The sequence below is a fragment of the Xanthomarina sp. genome, from assembly GCF_035306705.1.
Classification (GTDB): domain Bacteria; phylum Bacteroidota; class Bacteroidia; order Flavobacteriales; family Flavobacteriaceae; genus Xanthomarina.
In genome coordinates, this window is the sequence record NZ_DATGNO010000072.1 from 31104 (window position 1) to 47243 (window position 16140).

Genomic DNA, 16140 nt, shown 5'->3' on the forward strand with positions numbered 1-16140 from the left:
TCAATGTGACATGTTTTTTTTTATGAAATATCAATTTCAATTTGATTCTTGATAATGTCCTCAAAAGTTTCCCGCTTTCTAATTAAATGTGCGGTGTTATTATGCCATAAAACTTCGGCTGGACGGTATCTGGAATTGTAATTGCTAGCCATAGAAAAGCAATAAGCTCCAGCATTCTTGAAAGCTAAAATATCTCCTTCAGTAATTTCAGTAATACGTCTGTTGTTAGCAAAAGTGTCAGTTTCGCAAATATATCCTACTACCGAATAAAAACGTTCTCTGCCTTTTGGATTGGAAATATTTTCAATTTCATGTTGCGATCCATAGAGCATGGGGCGGATTAAATGATTGAATCCCGAATCAATTTGGGCAAAAACGGTAGATGTGGTCTGTTTTACCACATTTACTTTGGTTAAAAAATAACCGGCTTCACTTACTAGAAATTTTCCGGGCTCGAAAACTAAAGTTAATTCCTTGCCGTATTCTTTGCAAAACCCATTGAATCTTTTAGTGAGTTTTTTTCCAAACTCTTCAATGTCTGTTTCGATATCGTCTTTTTTGTAGGGCACTTTAAAACCAGAACCAAAATCTATAAACTCCAAGTTTTTAAAATGTTTGGCTGTTTCAAAAAGTATTTCACTGGCATATAAAAACACCTCAATATCGAGAATGTCACTTCCAGTATGCATGTGAATGCCATTTATAGTCATTTTTGTGTTATCTACTATGCGAAAAATATGTGGAATTTGATGAATGGAAATTCCAAATTTACTGTCAATATGCCCCACAGAAATATTGGTATTTCCGCCAGCCATCACATGTGGATTAATACGAATACAAACGGGTATGTTAGGATATTTGGTTCCAAACTGTTCCAAAATGGATAGATTGTCAATATTAATTTGAACTCCAAGCTGTGCTGCAATTTCTATCTCTTCCAAGGAAACTCCATTTGGCGTATAAATAATTTTATCTGCCGAAAACCCGGCTGCCAAACCCAATTTTACTTCTTGAATTGAAACAGTGTCCAATCCAGCTCCAAGGGTGTGCATAAATTTTAAAATTGAAATATTGGATAAGGCTTTAACAGCATATTTAATTTTCACCTGTTTCACCTTATTAAATGCAGCTGTTAAACGTTTGTATTGAGATGCTATTTTCTCCGAGTCGTACACATAAACAGGACTTCCAAAGTCCGATGCAATTTGTAATAAGGTTTTGTAATTCATTTTAATTGTTTTTTGTGAAGTGTAAAATTATCAAGTAATTTTATATAAACATTCGTATTTATGAGATAATTATTTCAGATTTCAGTCATTTGTAAAGTATAGAAATAGTTCCTATAAAAATTATTGGTAAAAAGCAATAGGTTGTTTACTTTTGCAGCACAATAGATTTAAGAGTTTCCTTTCTTAAAGGGAATGACAACTAAATTAATAAAGATGAATTTACACGAATATCAAGGAAAAGACATATTAGCAAACTTTGGCGTACGTATTCAGCGTGGTATTGTTGCAAAAAATGCTCAAGAGGCTGTTGCTGCCGCTAAACAATTAACTTCTGAAACCGGTACGAGCTGGCATGTAATAAAAGCCCAAGTTCACGCAGGTGGACGTGGAAAAGGTGGAGGTGTTAAACTTGCTAAAAACCTAGGAGAGGTGGAAACAATTGCTGGACAAATTATAGGCATGACCTTAATTACGCCTCAAACGTCTGCTGAAGGTAAAAAAGTACATCAAGTACTAGTTGCTGAAGATGTTTATTATCCTGGAGAAAGTGAAACAAGCGAGTTTTATGTGTCTGTATTATTAAATCGTGCTACTGGACGTAACATGATTATGTATTCTACTGAAGGTGGAATGGACATTGAAACAGTTGCAGAAGAAACTCCACATTTAATTTTTACAGAAGAAGTGGATCCATCTGTAGGATTAATGCCTTTTCAGGCAAGACGTATTGCTTTTAACTTAGGTTTAGATGGATTGGCTTTTAAAGAAATGACGAAATTTGTCACTAATCTTTATACAGCTTATGTAGAATCTGATGCTTCTTTATTTGAAATCAACCCAGTTTTAAAAACAAGCGACAATAAAATTATGGCTGTGGATGCGAAAGTAACCATTGACGATAATTCGCTTTTTAGACATAAAGATTATAAAGACTTACGCGATTTACGCGAAGAAAACCCAATTGAAGTGGAAGCAGGAGCTTTAGGCCTAAACTATGTAGATCTAGATGGAAACGTTGGATGTATGGTTAATGGAGCTGGACTTGCCATGGCAACAATGGATTTAATCAAGTATTCAGGTGGAGAACCAGCTAACTTTTTAGATGTTGGTGGAACTGCAGATGCTGCTAGAGTAGAGGCTGCTTTTAAAATTATTTTAAAAGATCCTAATGTAAAAGCTATTCTAATTAATATTTTTGGTGGAATTGTTCGTTGCGATCGTGTAGCTCAAGGAGTTATTGATGCATACAAAAACATGGGAAATATTACTGTGCCAATTATTGTACGTTTACAAGGAACCAATGCAGACATCGCTAAGGAATTAATCGATAATTCTGGATTGGATGTATTAAGTGCTACAGAATTCCAAGAAGCTGCAGATAAAGTACAGGAAGTACTAAAGAATCAATAAATTTTTACTCGAGGCAAAGCCAAAGAGTTTTAACGATAAAAAAAGAGCAACTTTAAATTTAAAGTTGCTCTTTTTTATTGTTTTATATTTTTAAGCTATCTGCTTATAAATGCAAACCACATTCTGTTTTTGGGCTGTTGTTCCATCTGCCATCTCTATCTTCTCCAGGAACCGTACAGTGGCTGCACCCAATAGAATTATAGCCTTTGGCTACTAAAGGATGAAAAGGCAACTGATGTTCCTCAATATACGCATCACGCTCTTCTTTGGTAATATCCAATAGAGGATAAAACTTTAAAATCTCACCGCGCATTTCAAAAATATCTAAGGTTGCTCGGTGGTCGCTTTGCCATTCCATTAATCCGGAAACCCAAATTTTATATTGCTTTTTAATGGTTTCTAAAGGCCTTACTTTGTTTATAGAACAACAGAAATCCGGATTGGTTTTCCAAGTTTCGTTTTTTGTGGTAAACTCGTGTTCTTCTTTTGTGGCGCTAATAGATTTAACCTTTAGTCCATAAAGCTTTTCTAATTTTTCCTTATATTTTAAGGTTTCTTCAAAATGATAACCGGTATCAATAAAAAATACGGGTTGTTCTTTATTCACATCAGAAAGTATTTTGAGTAAAAATGCAGAAGTTGCCGCAAAGGAACTGGTAAGCATAATATCTTTAAGCTCGAAGTCTATATAAAGCTGCTTTATACGGTTGGAAGGCGAAAGCGCTTTGTATTTTTTATTTAAAAATTTAATAGCCTCTTCTGAAATTTCAGAAGGATTTATAGTAGTAGGATTGTCGAACATAGTATTTAGGACGATTTAGTCTTATTTGTGCAATGTAAGAATAATCGATTACTAATAAAATATTTTATAGTTTTTTTTGGTTTTTATCTGTTTCCGGTTTTTTTTCAGCTTTCTTTGGCATAGGTCCACGAAGATGTATGACCAAGCCATTTAAGAAGTTTCTCAGAATTTGATCGCCACATTCCATATATTTGGGATGGTCTTCTTTTCTAAACAAAGCACCTAATTCGCTTTTAGTAATTCTAAAATCCACTAATTCTAAAATCTTTACTATTTCGTCATCCCTAAGTTGTAAAGCGACCCTTAGTTTTTTAAATATATCATTATTAGTCATGTACAAAAATTTAATGTTTTATTTTCTCACAGAAGCAAAACTTCGGTGAAACGCATGTTTTGGGTATTTAACTGAAAATCAGGTATTTAGTGTTTAATGTGAGATTAATGTAAAATATTAACGATAAACCGCACATTATTTTTCGACAAGTTACAAATTATCATGGATTATTAAATATGGTTTATAAGTATCTTTATAAGGTAAATATTAATCCATTCCTCACAATGATTAACAGGGTCGAAAAATTAAGCCTTTTGTCCGAAATGATTTCATTTGCAAAAAGCGAAAACGATTTAAAGCCAATTGAATATAGCTTTTTGTTGGCAATTGCAAAGCAACTTGAAATCTCGAGAGAAGATTTTGATTACCTAATAGAGTACCCTATAAATTACTTTCCTTTAAAATCGCATAGCGAACGGATTGTTCAATTTCATAGATTGGTTTTACTAATGAATATCAGCGAAGAACACACACATAAAGAAAGAATAAAGCTCTTTAATTATGGCATTCGTATGGGTTTAAGTCACGAATCTATCAATAAAGTATTGTATTTAATGGAAAGCTTTCCTAATAAAATTGTTCCACCCGATGTGTTGATTGATATTTTTAAGGTACAGTATAATTAGTTCTAAATTCAGGGTTTAAAACTCTTGATTCAATATTCTAGATAAAAATTTCTTGCCACGAACTTACCTTGCTGTCTGGCAGGTACACGAATATTTTTTATTGAAATTTCCTGAAAAGGATTAGATCATCTTCAACTTATCAACATTTGTTAATCTTTGGATTTTTGGAATTTAGTGTTTGCCTGTCCATCCGAAACTTTAGCAAAGGCGAGGAATTTCATACAATAATTTCTAGCTATTCAAAGCTTCCAGTTTCCCTTGATAGGCTTTAATTTCATCTCTAAATTTCGCAGCTTGTAAAAAGTCCAAGGCTTTGGCTGCCTCTTCCATGAACTTCCGTTTTTCACGAATTTTCTTTTCCAGTTCGCCTTTAGAAAGATATTTGCTTTCTGGCTCAGCAGCTTTTATAGCTTCTAATTCATAGCTATACGTGCTTACAGAATTTCTAGATAAGGCATTGTCCAAACTTTTATTTAAAGCTGTTGGCGTAATGTTATGTTTAGTGTTGTAAGCAATTTGCTTTTCACGTCTGTAATCTGTTTCGTCCATCGTTTTTTGCATGCTCTTGGTAATTCTATCGGCATACATAATGGCTTTCCCGTTGAGGTTTCTTGCAGCTCTTCCTACGGTTTGAGTCAATGATCTTGCCGAACGTAAAAACCCTTCTTTATCTGCATCTAGAATAGCAACCAATGAGACTTCAGGTAAATCCAAACCTTCACGAAGTAAGTTTACACCAACTAGTACATCAAACAAGCCTTTTCGTAAATCCTGCATGATTTCTACACGCTCCAAAGTATCTACATCACTATGGATATAACGTACGCGAATCTGGATTCTACTTAAGTATTTGGTCAATTCTTCGGCCATACGCTTGGTTAAAGTTGTTACTAAAGTACGTTCGTCTTTTTCTACACGTAATTGGATTTCTTCAATTAAATCGTCTATCTGATTTAGGCTTGGTCGCACTTCAATTACAGGATCTAAAAGTCCAGTAGGTCTAATAACCTGTTCTACAAAAACACCTCCCGATTTTTGAAGTTCATAATCTGCTGGAGTTGCACTTACATAAATCACCTGATTTTGTAGCGCTTCAAACTCCTCAAATTTTAAAGGTCTATTATCCATTGCGGCAGGAAGTCTAAAGCCATATTCCACTAAATTTTCTTTTCGGCTTCTGTCTCCTCCATACATGGCGTGAACTTGCGAAATGGTGACGTGACTTTCATCCACAACCATTAAATAATCGTCTGGAAAATAATCCAATAAACAGAAGGGTCTGGTTCCAGGCTGTCTGCCATCCAGATATCTAGAATAGTTTTCAATTCCTGAGCAATAACCCAATTCACGAATCATTTCTAAATCGAATTCGGTGCGTTCTTTTAATCTTTTGGCTTCAAGGTGTTTGCCTATTTCCTTAAAATAATCGTATTGTTTTACTAAATCATCCTGAATGCTTTTTATGGCTCCTTGCAAAACTTCAGGTGAAGTCACAAACATATTGGCCGGATAAATAGTGACCCTATCGTATTTTTCAATCACTTCATTAGTTTGAATGTCGAAAGCTTCAATTTCCTCTATTTCATCACCAAAAAAATGAATTCTAAAAGCGTGATCGTCGTAACTTGGGAATATATCAACTGTATCTCCTTTTATTCTGAAATTTCCATGATTAAATTCGGCTTCGGTTCTAGAATATAAACTTTGAACCAATCGATGTAGTAATTTTGTTCTGGAAATAACCTGATCTTTTTCAAGTGAAATGACGTTTTTCTGAAATTCTACAGGATTTCCAATTCCATATAAACAAGATACCGAAGCAACTACAATAACATCTCGTCTACCAGAAAGTAGGGAAGAGGTTGTACTTAATCGCATTTTTTCGATTTCTTCGTTTATGGATAAATCTTTTTCAATATAAACTCCAGAAACAGGAATATAGGCTTCGGGTTGGTAATAATCGTAATAGGATACAAAATATTCGACAGCATTTTCAGGGAAAAACTGTTTAAACTCCGAATATAATTGCGCTGCTAAGGTTTTATTATGTGCCAAAACCAAAGTGGGTTTTTGTACTCTTTCTATAACATTGGCAACAGTAAAGGTTTTTCCAGAACCGGTAACACCAAGTAAGGTTTGATATTTTTCTTGGGCATCAAGACCTTCAACTAATTGATTAATTGCTGTGGGTTGATCTCCTGTTGGACTGAATTCTGATTTAATCTTAAATTTCATAATATAAGTGCCTCGAGTGTCTAAAGTATTTAAAAGTGCCTAAAGTTATGAGTGCCTAAAGTTATTAAAGTTTTGCTTAATGCTTAACACGTATATCAACTTTAAGTATTCAAAAAATCATCTCTTTAGTGAAAAATGACCACGATATTCTTTTCCGTTGCTCAAGGTTGTTACAAACCAATAATCGTCGCTAGGAAGTAAATTACCATTAAACGTACCATCCCAACCAGTTTCAGTAGGATTCAATTCTTTTAATAGTTTTCCATAGCGATTAAAAATCTTGACTCTCATAGAAGGTGAAGAATAATCGATTCCAATAGGGTTCCAATAATCGTTATAACCATCTCCATTTGGAGTAAAAAACTTTGGAAAACCTAATACGGCAACTACCTCGGAAACAATACCACAACCGTTTTTGTCTTGAATGTACACGGTATGATATCCAGCTGAGACATAGTTAAAAGTATTGCTGTCTTGGAAATTGCTATCGTCTAAAGCGTATTCATAATCGCCTTCTCCCGAAACTGTAATCGTAATCGAATTATTGGTTGATGCTTCAATTATAAAAATGTCTTCAACAGTAGCTAGGTTAGAAGGAAGCACCGTTATGTTTCTTGAACTAGAACAGTTATCGCTATTGGTAACCGTAACAGTATAAATTCCAGTTTCATTCACTAAAACTTGTTCGGTATTTAGCATTAAGTCTACACCATCCAAATGCCATTGATAGGTAAAGTCTGAAGCAGTTCCGTTAATTATACCAGCATCTAAAGTGATGGTTTGTGGAAAAAGATTTAAACAATAAGAAGTTTCTTCGTTTGGAGCCAATTCTGGACTTGGATAAACCATGAGATAAAGAGACGCATAGGCATAGCAAATACCGTTATCTGTAATTTGTACATATAAATAATCGAAATATGGTGTATCTGTATTTTCATAAGTTCCAGAAAGTGCATTTACCTGATTCTCTAAATCTTCTTGAGAATTGTAAAATGTGACATTTGCGGTATTTGGAACATTGTTTTGGGCAAGTACATAGGTTGTTAAATCCTGGAGATTAAAAACGATAATCCCATCGTTTGTTTCGTCGTCGCAAGCAAGATACATAGGGAAAGCTACAGGATTGTTTGCGAAATCCAAAGTAACTTCAGCCACTGAAATACAGCCATTGGCATTCGCAACTCTTGCATAAACAATTTGGTTTAAAATGGTGTTTTCAAAACTAGTAGGAGTAGGAATTGGATCTGTTCCAACGATAGCCTCGGCTTGTGATAAATAGAAATCCTCTAAAGTTAAACTCTGGTCATTATTTGTAACATCGGTTTCAGCATGGTACAAATTATAAGTTGTAAAGCCATCTAAATTATAATCGCAAGTAATAAGGGTTGTGTTGAAAACAATTGGATTTGGAGCTACTTCAATTTGGATATTGCCATAAGAGAAACAAGTTCCATCTATAATAACTTCCACACTATATGTTCCAGCTTCTGTAACCTCATAAGTTGCGTTGGTTTCAAAAGGAATTTCAACACTATTTCTAAACCATTTATAGGTATTTGTACCCAACTGTGTGGCATCGAGTGTAACGGTTTCGCCAGTACACAACGCGCTGTTGTTGGCAATTAGCATGTCTTGACCTAAATTGGTACTTAGTTGAAAACTACCAGCTTCTAAAAATACTGCCGAATCGTATCTGTAATTTATATGGTCGGCAATAACTAATTTTACATGGTAGACTTCATTTGGAATCACATCTGCAATAGCTGTCAATACCGCCGTTTGTCCGTTGAAATTTATGGGAGCATCCAAGCCGTTCCAGCCTCCAAAATAGGCCTCGTTAATGGGGTCGCAGACTCCAGGGATTCCTGAGTGAACTGTAGTTACTTTTACTGGAGTATAAGTTCCAGGAATGACCGCAATGTTTTCGTATCGACCACCATTTTCTTCTTTAATTAAAAACCCGAATAAATCGGAATAACGACAGGTATTCGCATCACCTTGTTGGTATTCTTCAGAAGCAAAAAGATATCTAAAGCTAATTCGGTCTGCCACAGCTCTAAAATTAAATTCTAAAATGGTCGCATTTGTAGTTCTCGATTCGTTTAAAACATATTCTAAATCCGAGTCTCCGCGCCAGTTGGGAGCATCATCATCACTTAAAGTTGTATTTGGACCTTGAACATTTGCCAGTTTGCCAGTGCTTAAAACAATACCGTTTTGGAATGGAAAGTTAGCGCCATTGGATTCAAAATAACCATAGCTTTCGTCCGTGCCATTAAAATTACCTCCTAAAACATTGGTAACAACCACATTTGTAATACAATTGCTATCAATTAAAATGTCTTCAATAAGTTCTTGAGCAGTATATGTTCTGCTGTCTGTGGTTACATTTTGGGAAAAGCCAACACAGGAAACCAATAAGAATGTGAGAGATAAAAATTGTTTCATCAAGAGTTATTAGTCTGCAAAGATAACTAATATTGATTTTTTAAAGGAATAAAGTTTGTTAAAGACTTTTTCGGACTTCAGATTATCGTTTTAAAGCAAAATGACGTTTTACTTCAAAGGAAATATCGTCTTTTTTAACAAAGGCTACAAACCAGTAATCGTTTGAAGGTAGATTTTCTCCTCTATAAGTTCCGTCCCAACCTGGAGAACTATGGGTTAGCGTTGTTATTAATTTTCCATATCTATCGTAAATATATACGATGGTGCCTTCTAATTGATTGACTCCAGTAATATGCCATGTATCGTTGTAACCATCACTATTGGGAGTGAAAAATAACGGTGCATCAATAATAACAATCTCTTTTATGGCAGAAGCACAACCGTTTAAATCGATGATTTCAATAATATGTGGACCTAAGGTCACATTGTAAAAGATGTTAGATTCCTGTGGAACGCCATGATCTAAAGTATATAGATAATTTCCAATTCCGCTAATGGTTACCGTAATGTTATTTGGATTTGAAAAATCGACCGTTTCTGTAAATTCTATGGTGGCTTGTTCGGATTCTATTACATCAAATGTAGATGTGGTTTGGCAGCCATGAATTGAAGTAACAGTTACAGAATAAGTTCCAATTTGTGTGATTTCAATTTCAGAAGTTGAAGCATTTGTAGACCATGAATAATTATCGTCTGCGAAACCTGTTTCTGCTGAAACTACTAAAGGCAAATTGTCCAAACAAACTGTTTGATTTGGAATGTTGACCTCTGGTTTTCTATTTACAATGGTATTAAAAGATGTTGTATTAAAGCAACCTGTTGAATTGTTTTCGACTCTTACATAAATGGTTTGCTGATTAAAAGCTTGATAGTTTAAATTTTGAATAGCGTTGGTGTTATCCATTGCTTCTTCAGCTAATTCAAAATAACCAATTGAATATTGATTTGGGTTTTGTGTTCCTAGAATGATGGATGTTTGTTGTGACAAATTGAAAACCAATAATCCGTCAAAATCGTCATCGCAAGCTACCATATTTGCAGGTTGGTTTGCTATTGGATTTGGATTTACCAACAAATTAAAAGAACCTATCGTCGAGCAACCTGTATCTGTGTTTATGGCATTTATGAAGATGGTATCGTTATTTGATGTGTAAATGTATTCTAGTGCTAAAGGGTTTTGACCATTTTGAGCATCTGATAAATTTGAGTAAAACATCAAATCTATTGGCGTTTGCGTTCCAATTAAATCCTCGACAGCATCTAGTAAATTATAGGTGTTTGTTTCGTTTTCGCAAATTTCAATAGTGTTCGTATTAATTGTAGGAGGTAAGTTTACAATTAAATCCAAAGGAATGGTAACATAGCAATTGGAAATGGTATTGGTTACACGAATATAAACTGTTTGCGGATTTGAAGTATTGCTATAAGCGCTCGGGTTTGGAATGGTGATATGGTTATTCTCTACATCTTCGATAGTTTCATGGTAGGTAACCAAAATATCATTTTGTCTAATATCTAAAACTTCCGATTCTGACACTGTTAGGTTAAAAGTAACAGAACCGTCTTGATCTGTATCGCATGCAGTTAAAGCAGAAGCAGAGTTTACCAAAGGTACTTGAATAACATTTAAACCAAATTCCGCAATGGCATGGCAGTAAGTGCCATTTTCCACTCGAGCAAAAATTTGTTGCGGATTCGTTGTATTTGTATAATCTAGAGGTAATTCGTTTTGCTCGTTTTCAGCATCTAACAAATTCGCGTAAAAAGTGATGATTAAATTTTCTGGACTATTTTCAGACATTTCAGAAATAATGGCATTTAAATCGAAAGACTCTTTTCCGTCATTCGATCTGTCATCACATAAATACGTGTTTAAAGGTGCGTCGAAAAGTGGAACAGAACCAATTTCAATGATAAAAGAGGATACTCCAAAACAACCTGGATCGCTTATGTTTTCCATACGAACATAAATGGCCTCAGGATTCGATTGATTGGTGTAAGCTATTGTTTTATCAATAATATTTACTCGGTTTAAAGCATCGTCTGCAGATTCAAAATACAAAACGTGTTTTCCAATTTGTCCGTTTAGGATTTCAGCATCTTTATCTTCAAAAAAGAATTCTGCTGTTTGATTTCCGTCTGTTTCACAATTTCTAAAGTTGCTGATATTTGTAAAAACAGGTTCTGTATTTACAATAATTTCAAAACTAAGTAGCGCATAACAAGTTGTTAGTTCACTTTCAACTCTTACAAAAACAGTTTGCGTATTGGCATTGTAAGCAGTGGTGTTTGGAACGGCGTTTGAGTCGGCATTGGCATCATCTTCAGATGTATGAAAAGTAATTTTCAGGTCGGTTGAATTAGAAACTATTTCAGCAATTTTAGCGTCTAAGTTTACTAATGAAAAGGCATCTTGATCTTCGTCGCAAATAAAAACATCTATAGGTTGCGTAACCGTTGGTGCAGGAATAACGTTGATTTCGAGAGGAGCAATATCATGACAGCCAGTGGTTCCATCGGCTACACGTACATAAAGAATTTGTGGATTGCTAATGTTTGTGTAAAATGGCGGTAAGATATTTTCATTGTTTTCGGCATCTACTTCATTTAAGTAGTATCTAACCGTCGGATTTGTAACTCCAGTACCAACATAAGCATTAAAAGTAGCTAATTCTATGGCTGTAAAACCATCGTCGTCTGTATCGCAATAATTTACAGGATCTAAAGTCGGTAAAATGATTGCTGGATTGATATATAAATTAATATCTGTAAAATAAGTGCAATCCGTACTTTCAATGGTTATAAATAATTGATGAGGACTAACGGTAACTTCGTAAGGAATACTTTGGTCTATTGGGTTTGTTTCGTTGGTTTGATCGATTTCAGTTTCGTAAAATGTTACTGTCACATTCACGAGATTGTTTACTATTACATTTCTGATATTTTCAAAATTAAATTCGGCAATCCCATCATTTGAAGCATCGTCACACACATAAAAATCTCTAATATCGGTTCCAGATTCTAAAATATTGGTATGTAAAACGATGTTTGAAATAGAAACACAACCCGTTAGATCGTCTACAACCCTAATAAAAACGGTTTGTACGTTTGGTGTTGTATTCTCGTAATTTTCAATGTCTTGAATTGGATTTTCTCCTGTTTGCGCATCTGGATAAGATGTGTGAAATGTGGTTGAAACCCCTGTTAAACCATCTAAAATAGTATCTATAACTGAGGATAAATCAAAGTTGTCAAAACCATCGCCATCTTGCTCGCAAGCATTAATGGTTTGTGGTTCCATGTTAATAATTGGATTGTCTAAAACTCTAATAACTATGGATGTTGTGCTTTCGCAACCTGTATCAGCGTCTATAACCCTAATAAAAAGTTGTTCTGTTTGGTTGGTATTTACGTAAGGTGAAGCGATAGGATTATCTCCCGAATCTGCATCCGTTTGCGAATAGTGATAAGTAACAATTAAATCTGGATTGCTATTTGTTATTTCGTCATTGAGTTGAGTTAAATCTATTTGGGTATAACCATCTGCTGTGGAATCATCACAAACTTCCAAGGGTTGAGGATCTGTAATAACAGGAACAGGATGAACAACTAAATTAAAATTGGCATAAGCCATGCAACCATTATCCGAGTCTAGAATTCTAACATAAATGGTTTGAGGATTCGTTGTATTTTGAATTGGATTTGTAATCGCGTTTAAATTATTTTCAGCTTCGGTTAAAGAATAATGATAACTAATAATATAATTTGAAATCGGGACTGAGGCAAGAATTTCGTTATTTTTAGTGTTTAAATGGAAGGTTTCAATTCCATCATTACTCACGTCATCACAAATTTCGTAATCTGAAATTGGGCCAGCAGGTTGTTCAGAATTTAGAGTCACTTCTATGGTGTCTTCAATAACACAAGTGGTGTTGCTAATAGGTATAGTAACAACTATAGAATACGTGCCAGAGGTTACAGCAGTTAGAGTTTCTGCAGTTTCTCCAGCTAAAGCTTGTCCATTTAAAAACCATTCATAAGTAGCTAAAGGATTTTGAATGTCTCCATTTAAATCTACGTTATCTGCACAAGTAGCTATATCTGGACCTAGATTTACTGAGGCGTTAAAACTATTTCCTTCAATAAAAACGGCAGAATCGAAATTCTCATCAGATTGATCTGCGATTACTAATTTAATATGATATTGAACGTTGGGTTGAATGCTTGCAATGGCTGATAAAACCTTTGTTCTTCCATTGAAATTGGTGTCGCCAAGATTATGACCGTCAAAATATTGTTCATTTTCTGCCGGGCAAAAACCAACTATTTCTTCGTGTACAGTACTCGTATTTACAGGAATATTAGTTCCAGGAATTAAAGCCACATTCTGATAAGGTGCTCCAGAACCAGTTTCTTTTATTAGGAATGCAAAACCATCGGAATAATCGCAAGGATAATTGGCATAATATTCTTCGGAAGCTAATATATAATTGAATTGCACTTGATTGGAAACTGAAATGAAATCAAATTCAATAGAGGTCGCATTTAAGGTATTTGTAATTCCTAAAGCTGTTTCTAAATCGGGATCTGTTCCCCAAGAAGGATCTCCTTCATTTAGTAGATTTGCATTTAGAACATTTCCTGCGGAACTGGCAGCTCCTGTAGAAAGCATGATGCCATTTTCAAAAGGAAAATTAGAATTATCTCTTTCAAAATAACCATAACTAGCCAATTGATTTACAGAGCCGTTAATAACCGATTGTATATTTGAAACCTCCACACAACCTTGAACAAGGTGTGTTTCTATCAATTCGTTTAAAGGGACGTTGTCGTTTACGGAAATTTGTTGTGCGTAGGAAACTTGAATAAAGGCTGTAAAAAAGACAACTAATAAATAGCCAGAAATTTTAAGCTTTAATGAGTTGCTATTAAAGTGTACTTTCAAGGTGTTTTGATTTGGGTTTAATCTTGGGCAAAGAAACGGAAAAAAATAGACAAAATGCATAAATTAACGACAAAACGCATTATTTTAACACCTTATCTATTTAAGTATACCCAACCTGTTAAGGTTTTATAATTGGAATCGTTCAAGTTTAAGACATAGAAGTAGGTCCCGGTTGGTACTGTTTTACTAGAATTATTTAATCCCCGATTGGCTTTTCCGGTCCATGGGTTGTCGTTATTACCTTCAAAAATAAGAGTTCCGTAACGGTTGTAGATTAGCAGTTTATGCTTTTCGAAAATATCATAGAGTCCTTGAATGTTGAACCAATCGTTAAAACCATCATTATTTGGTGTAAAAACTTGTGGAATATGTGGCGGGCAATTTTCAATCAATAAATCGAAATAATATATTTGGTAACAAGGATCGCCATCAACTTTTAAATAAATGGTTTGTGAAACCGTGCTGTTTTGATAATGGTACCGATTTAGAATTTCGTTGGTATTTGTTTCTAAATCTTCAAGACTTTCATAAAAAGAAGTTGCTTGTCCATTGGTTTCTATGTCTTCTATAGCTAAATTTAAATCGAAATAAGCTGTATTAAAACCTTCATCGCAATTTATTAGAGTTGGTAGAGGCGTTATTGAAATTTCCCAAAGCTCCATATCTTGGGAAGTTGAGTTGTTTAATTCATTTAATTCGGTAACAATTCCAGTGCCATTTCCTAGATCGTCAACGACTATGGTTATGGTTAAATTATTTGGTAAACTTTCTGGAATGCTTAAAGTAATTTCACCATTTTCTGAAGCTCCAATTTCAAGCTGTGTCGTGGTATTTGTATTACCAATAAGTTGAATGTTTGCATAAATAGACATAGGAACTTGCGCAGGCAAAAAATCTGTGCTATTGGTGTTGTAAACGGTATAATTGATAGTAATCTCTCTGCTAGAACATTCTTGATGGATATTATTTATTTGAACGGTTGCATCTGGAAGCTGACTGTTTAAAACGGTTATGATGTTATTGATTATAATTAAATCGGCTTGAAAAACACCATTTGCATCATAATCTCCCGTAGTTAATTTTATTTCTACGGATGTATCGCCAATAGCAATATTATCTTGAATATCATAAACATCTAAATCGCCATTATAAAAAGTATTGCTGTTTGTGAAGGTATTTGTTCCATTAAAAGCATTGTTGGCCGGATTTAAAGGTGGATTGGAAATGATGTTATTATTGATTAGTAAAGATTCGCCATAGGCTAGATTGGAATCTCCTTCCCAAGCTAAAAAACCAATTTTAGCACCTTGGTTATCTAAAACATTGATATTATCTAGGATGATGGTTTTTTCAGGCACATTTCTATTAATGATTTCCAAGCCTTGAAATAAATTCACTTGATTTAGTGGAAGTTGTTCGTCTTCATACACCACATACACGCTCCAACCTGCAAAGTTGGTCCGGTTGGCACAATAACCTGGATTGTTTTCTAAGGTTTCCGTAATAACTAAATCGGTTAATGTGTAGTTTCCAGTTCCTGTATTTGTTACCAGTTCAGTGATATCTGAAACACAGGAAAAATAAGTGAGGGTTCCATAATTATTGTCGTTAAATTCCACAAGATAATTGTGGTCTGCAACTACGGAAGTATTGTTTAAGCTTACTTCTAAATCACCTTCGCCCGAACCTGCCCAATACAAATAAGCTGCTACAATATTAGTGTTTACTGGTAGTAGGAAATCTGCTTCAGATTCTTGGAGAACATCGCAAAACGAACGATCTAAATTATTTTCAGCAGGATTTAGGGTATTCCCAAATGCCACATAATCGTAACGTCCATTAAATTGTTGAAATAAGCTGACTTCTTGACTGCAAATAAACTGACTAGTTAGAAGAAAAACTAAAAAAATGTATTTAAGAGATCGAAACATTCATTTGTAATAATTGAAATAAATGTACAACTTTTAAGTTTATCGTTTTAATGAAAAATGACTTTGAAATTCCCTACCGTCTTGTAAAGTGGCCGAAAACCAATAATCGTCAGCTGGTAACGGGTTTCCGTTAAAAGTTCCATCCCAACCTGTGCCAAGAGGGTTTATTTGTTTTACCAG

At 34.5% G+C, this 16140-nt stretch carries 10 protein-coding genes; 2 read left to right on the forward strand and 8 right to left on the reverse strand.

Features of this window, described 5'->3' with window-relative positions; all coding sequences use genetic code 11:
- Window positions 1-20 precede the first annotated feature (20 nt).
- Entirely contained in the window at window positions 21-1229 is a 1209-nt protein-coding gene (gene lysA, locus VKY47_RS05890) for a diaminopimelate decarboxylase (protein ID WP_324311174.1), read from the reverse strand.
- A 213-nt stretch (window positions 1230-1442) separates the two neighbouring features.
- Here lysA and sucC point away from each other — a divergent pair, with 213 nt between their 5' ends.
- Window positions 1443-2639 carry an ADP-forming succinate--CoA ligase subunit beta gene (sucC, locus tag VKY47_RS05895; RefSeq protein WP_324311176.1) on the forward strand — a complete coding sequence of 399 codons (1197 nt, stop codon included), beginning with the start codon at window positions 1443-1445 and terminating at the stop codon, window positions 2637-2639.
- Window positions 2640-2742: 103 nt separating this feature from the next.
- Here the strand turns inward: sucC and VKY47_RS05900 are convergent, their stop codons facing one another.
- Window positions 2743-3441: a phosphoadenylyl-sulfate reductase gene (locus tag VKY47_RS05900; protein WP_324311178.1), complete on the reverse strand. Its 699-nt coding sequence runs from the start codon at window positions 3439-3441 to the stop codon at window positions 2743-2745.
- 64 nt (window positions 3442-3505) lie between these two features.
- Window positions 3506-3775 (reverse strand): DUF1456 family protein, encoded by a 270-nt coding sequence (locus VKY47_RS05905; protein WP_324311180.1) that lies wholly within the window; start codon window positions 3773-3775, stop codon window positions 3506-3508.
- Between the two features lie 224 nt (window positions 3776-3999).
- On the opposite strand from VKY47_RS05905, the gene VKY47_RS05910 reads away from it, so the two are divergent.
- A complete protein-coding gene (locus VKY47_RS05910) occupies window positions 4000-4401 on the forward strand; it encodes a TerB family tellurite resistance protein (protein ID WP_324311181.1) in 402 nt (133 codons plus the stop codon).
- 231 nt (window positions 4402-4632) lie between these two features.
- Here the strand turns inward: VKY47_RS05910 and uvrB are convergent, their stop codons facing one another.
- The 5 genes from uvrB to VKY47_RS05935 all read right to left on the reverse strand — a co-directional run bounded on the left by uvrB (window position 4633) and on the right by VKY47_RS05935 (window position 16140).
- A complete protein-coding gene (uvrB, locus tag VKY47_RS05915; protein WP_324311183.1) occupies window positions 4633-6636 on the reverse strand; it encodes an excinuclease ABC subunit UvrB in 2004 nt (667 codons plus the stop codon).
- A gap of 117 nt (window positions 6637-6753) precedes the next feature.
- The gene (locus VKY47_RS05920; RefSeq protein ID WP_324311185.1) at window positions 6754-9084 is read right to left on the reverse strand and encodes a choice-of-anchor L domain-containing protein; all 2331 of its coding nucleotides are present in this window, start codon (window positions 9082-9084) and stop codon (window positions 6754-6756) included.
- Window positions 9085-9166: 82 nt separating this feature from the next.
- The gene (locus VKY47_RS05925; protein WP_324311186.1) at window positions 9167-14029 is read right to left on the reverse strand and encodes a choice-of-anchor L domain-containing protein; all 4863 of its coding nucleotides are present in this window, start codon (window positions 14027-14029) and stop codon (window positions 9167-9169) included.
- 92 nt (window positions 14030-14121) lie between these two features.
- A complete protein-coding gene (locus tag VKY47_RS05930; protein WP_324311188.1) occupies window positions 14122-15960 on the reverse strand; it encodes a T9SS type B sorting domain-containing protein in 1839 nt (612 codons plus the stop codon).
- A gap of 39 nt (window positions 15961-15999) precedes the next feature.
- Window positions 16000-16140, reverse strand: coding sequence for a T9SS type B sorting domain-containing protein (locus VKY47_RS05935; RefSeq protein WP_324311192.1), 141 nt, complete (start codon window positions 16138-16140; stop codon window positions 16000-16002).

Coding starts and splice junctions, on each gene's coding strand:
- lysA (WP_324311174.1), bottom strand. CDS start 1,229: ATGAATTACAAAACCTTATTACAAATTGCATCGGACTTTGGAAGTCCT.
- sucC (WP_324311176.1), top strand. CDS start 1,443: ATGAATTTACACGAATATCAAGGAAAAGACATATTAGCAAACTTTGGC.
- VKY47_RS05900 (WP_324311178.1), bottom strand. CDS start 3,441: ATGTTCGACAATCCTACTACTATAAATCCTTCTGAAATTTCAGAAGAG.
- VKY47_RS05905 (WP_324311180.1), bottom strand. CDS start 3,775: ATGACTAATAATGATATATTTAAAAAACTAAGGGTCGCTTTACAACTT.
- VKY47_RS05910 (WP_324311181.1), top strand. CDS start 4,000: ATGATTAACAGGGTCGAAAAATTAAGCCTTTTGTCCGAAATGATTTCA.
- uvrB (WP_324311183.1), bottom strand. CDS start 6,636: ATGAAATTTAAGATTAAATCAGAATTCAGTCCAACAGGAGATCAACCC.
- VKY47_RS05920 (WP_324311185.1), bottom strand. CDS start 9,084: ATGAAACAATTTTTATCTCTCACATTCTTATTGGTTTCCTGTGTTGGC.
- VKY47_RS05930 (WP_324311188.1), bottom strand. CDS start 15,960: ATGTTTCGATCTCTTAAATACATTTTTTTAGTTTTTCTTCTAACTAGT.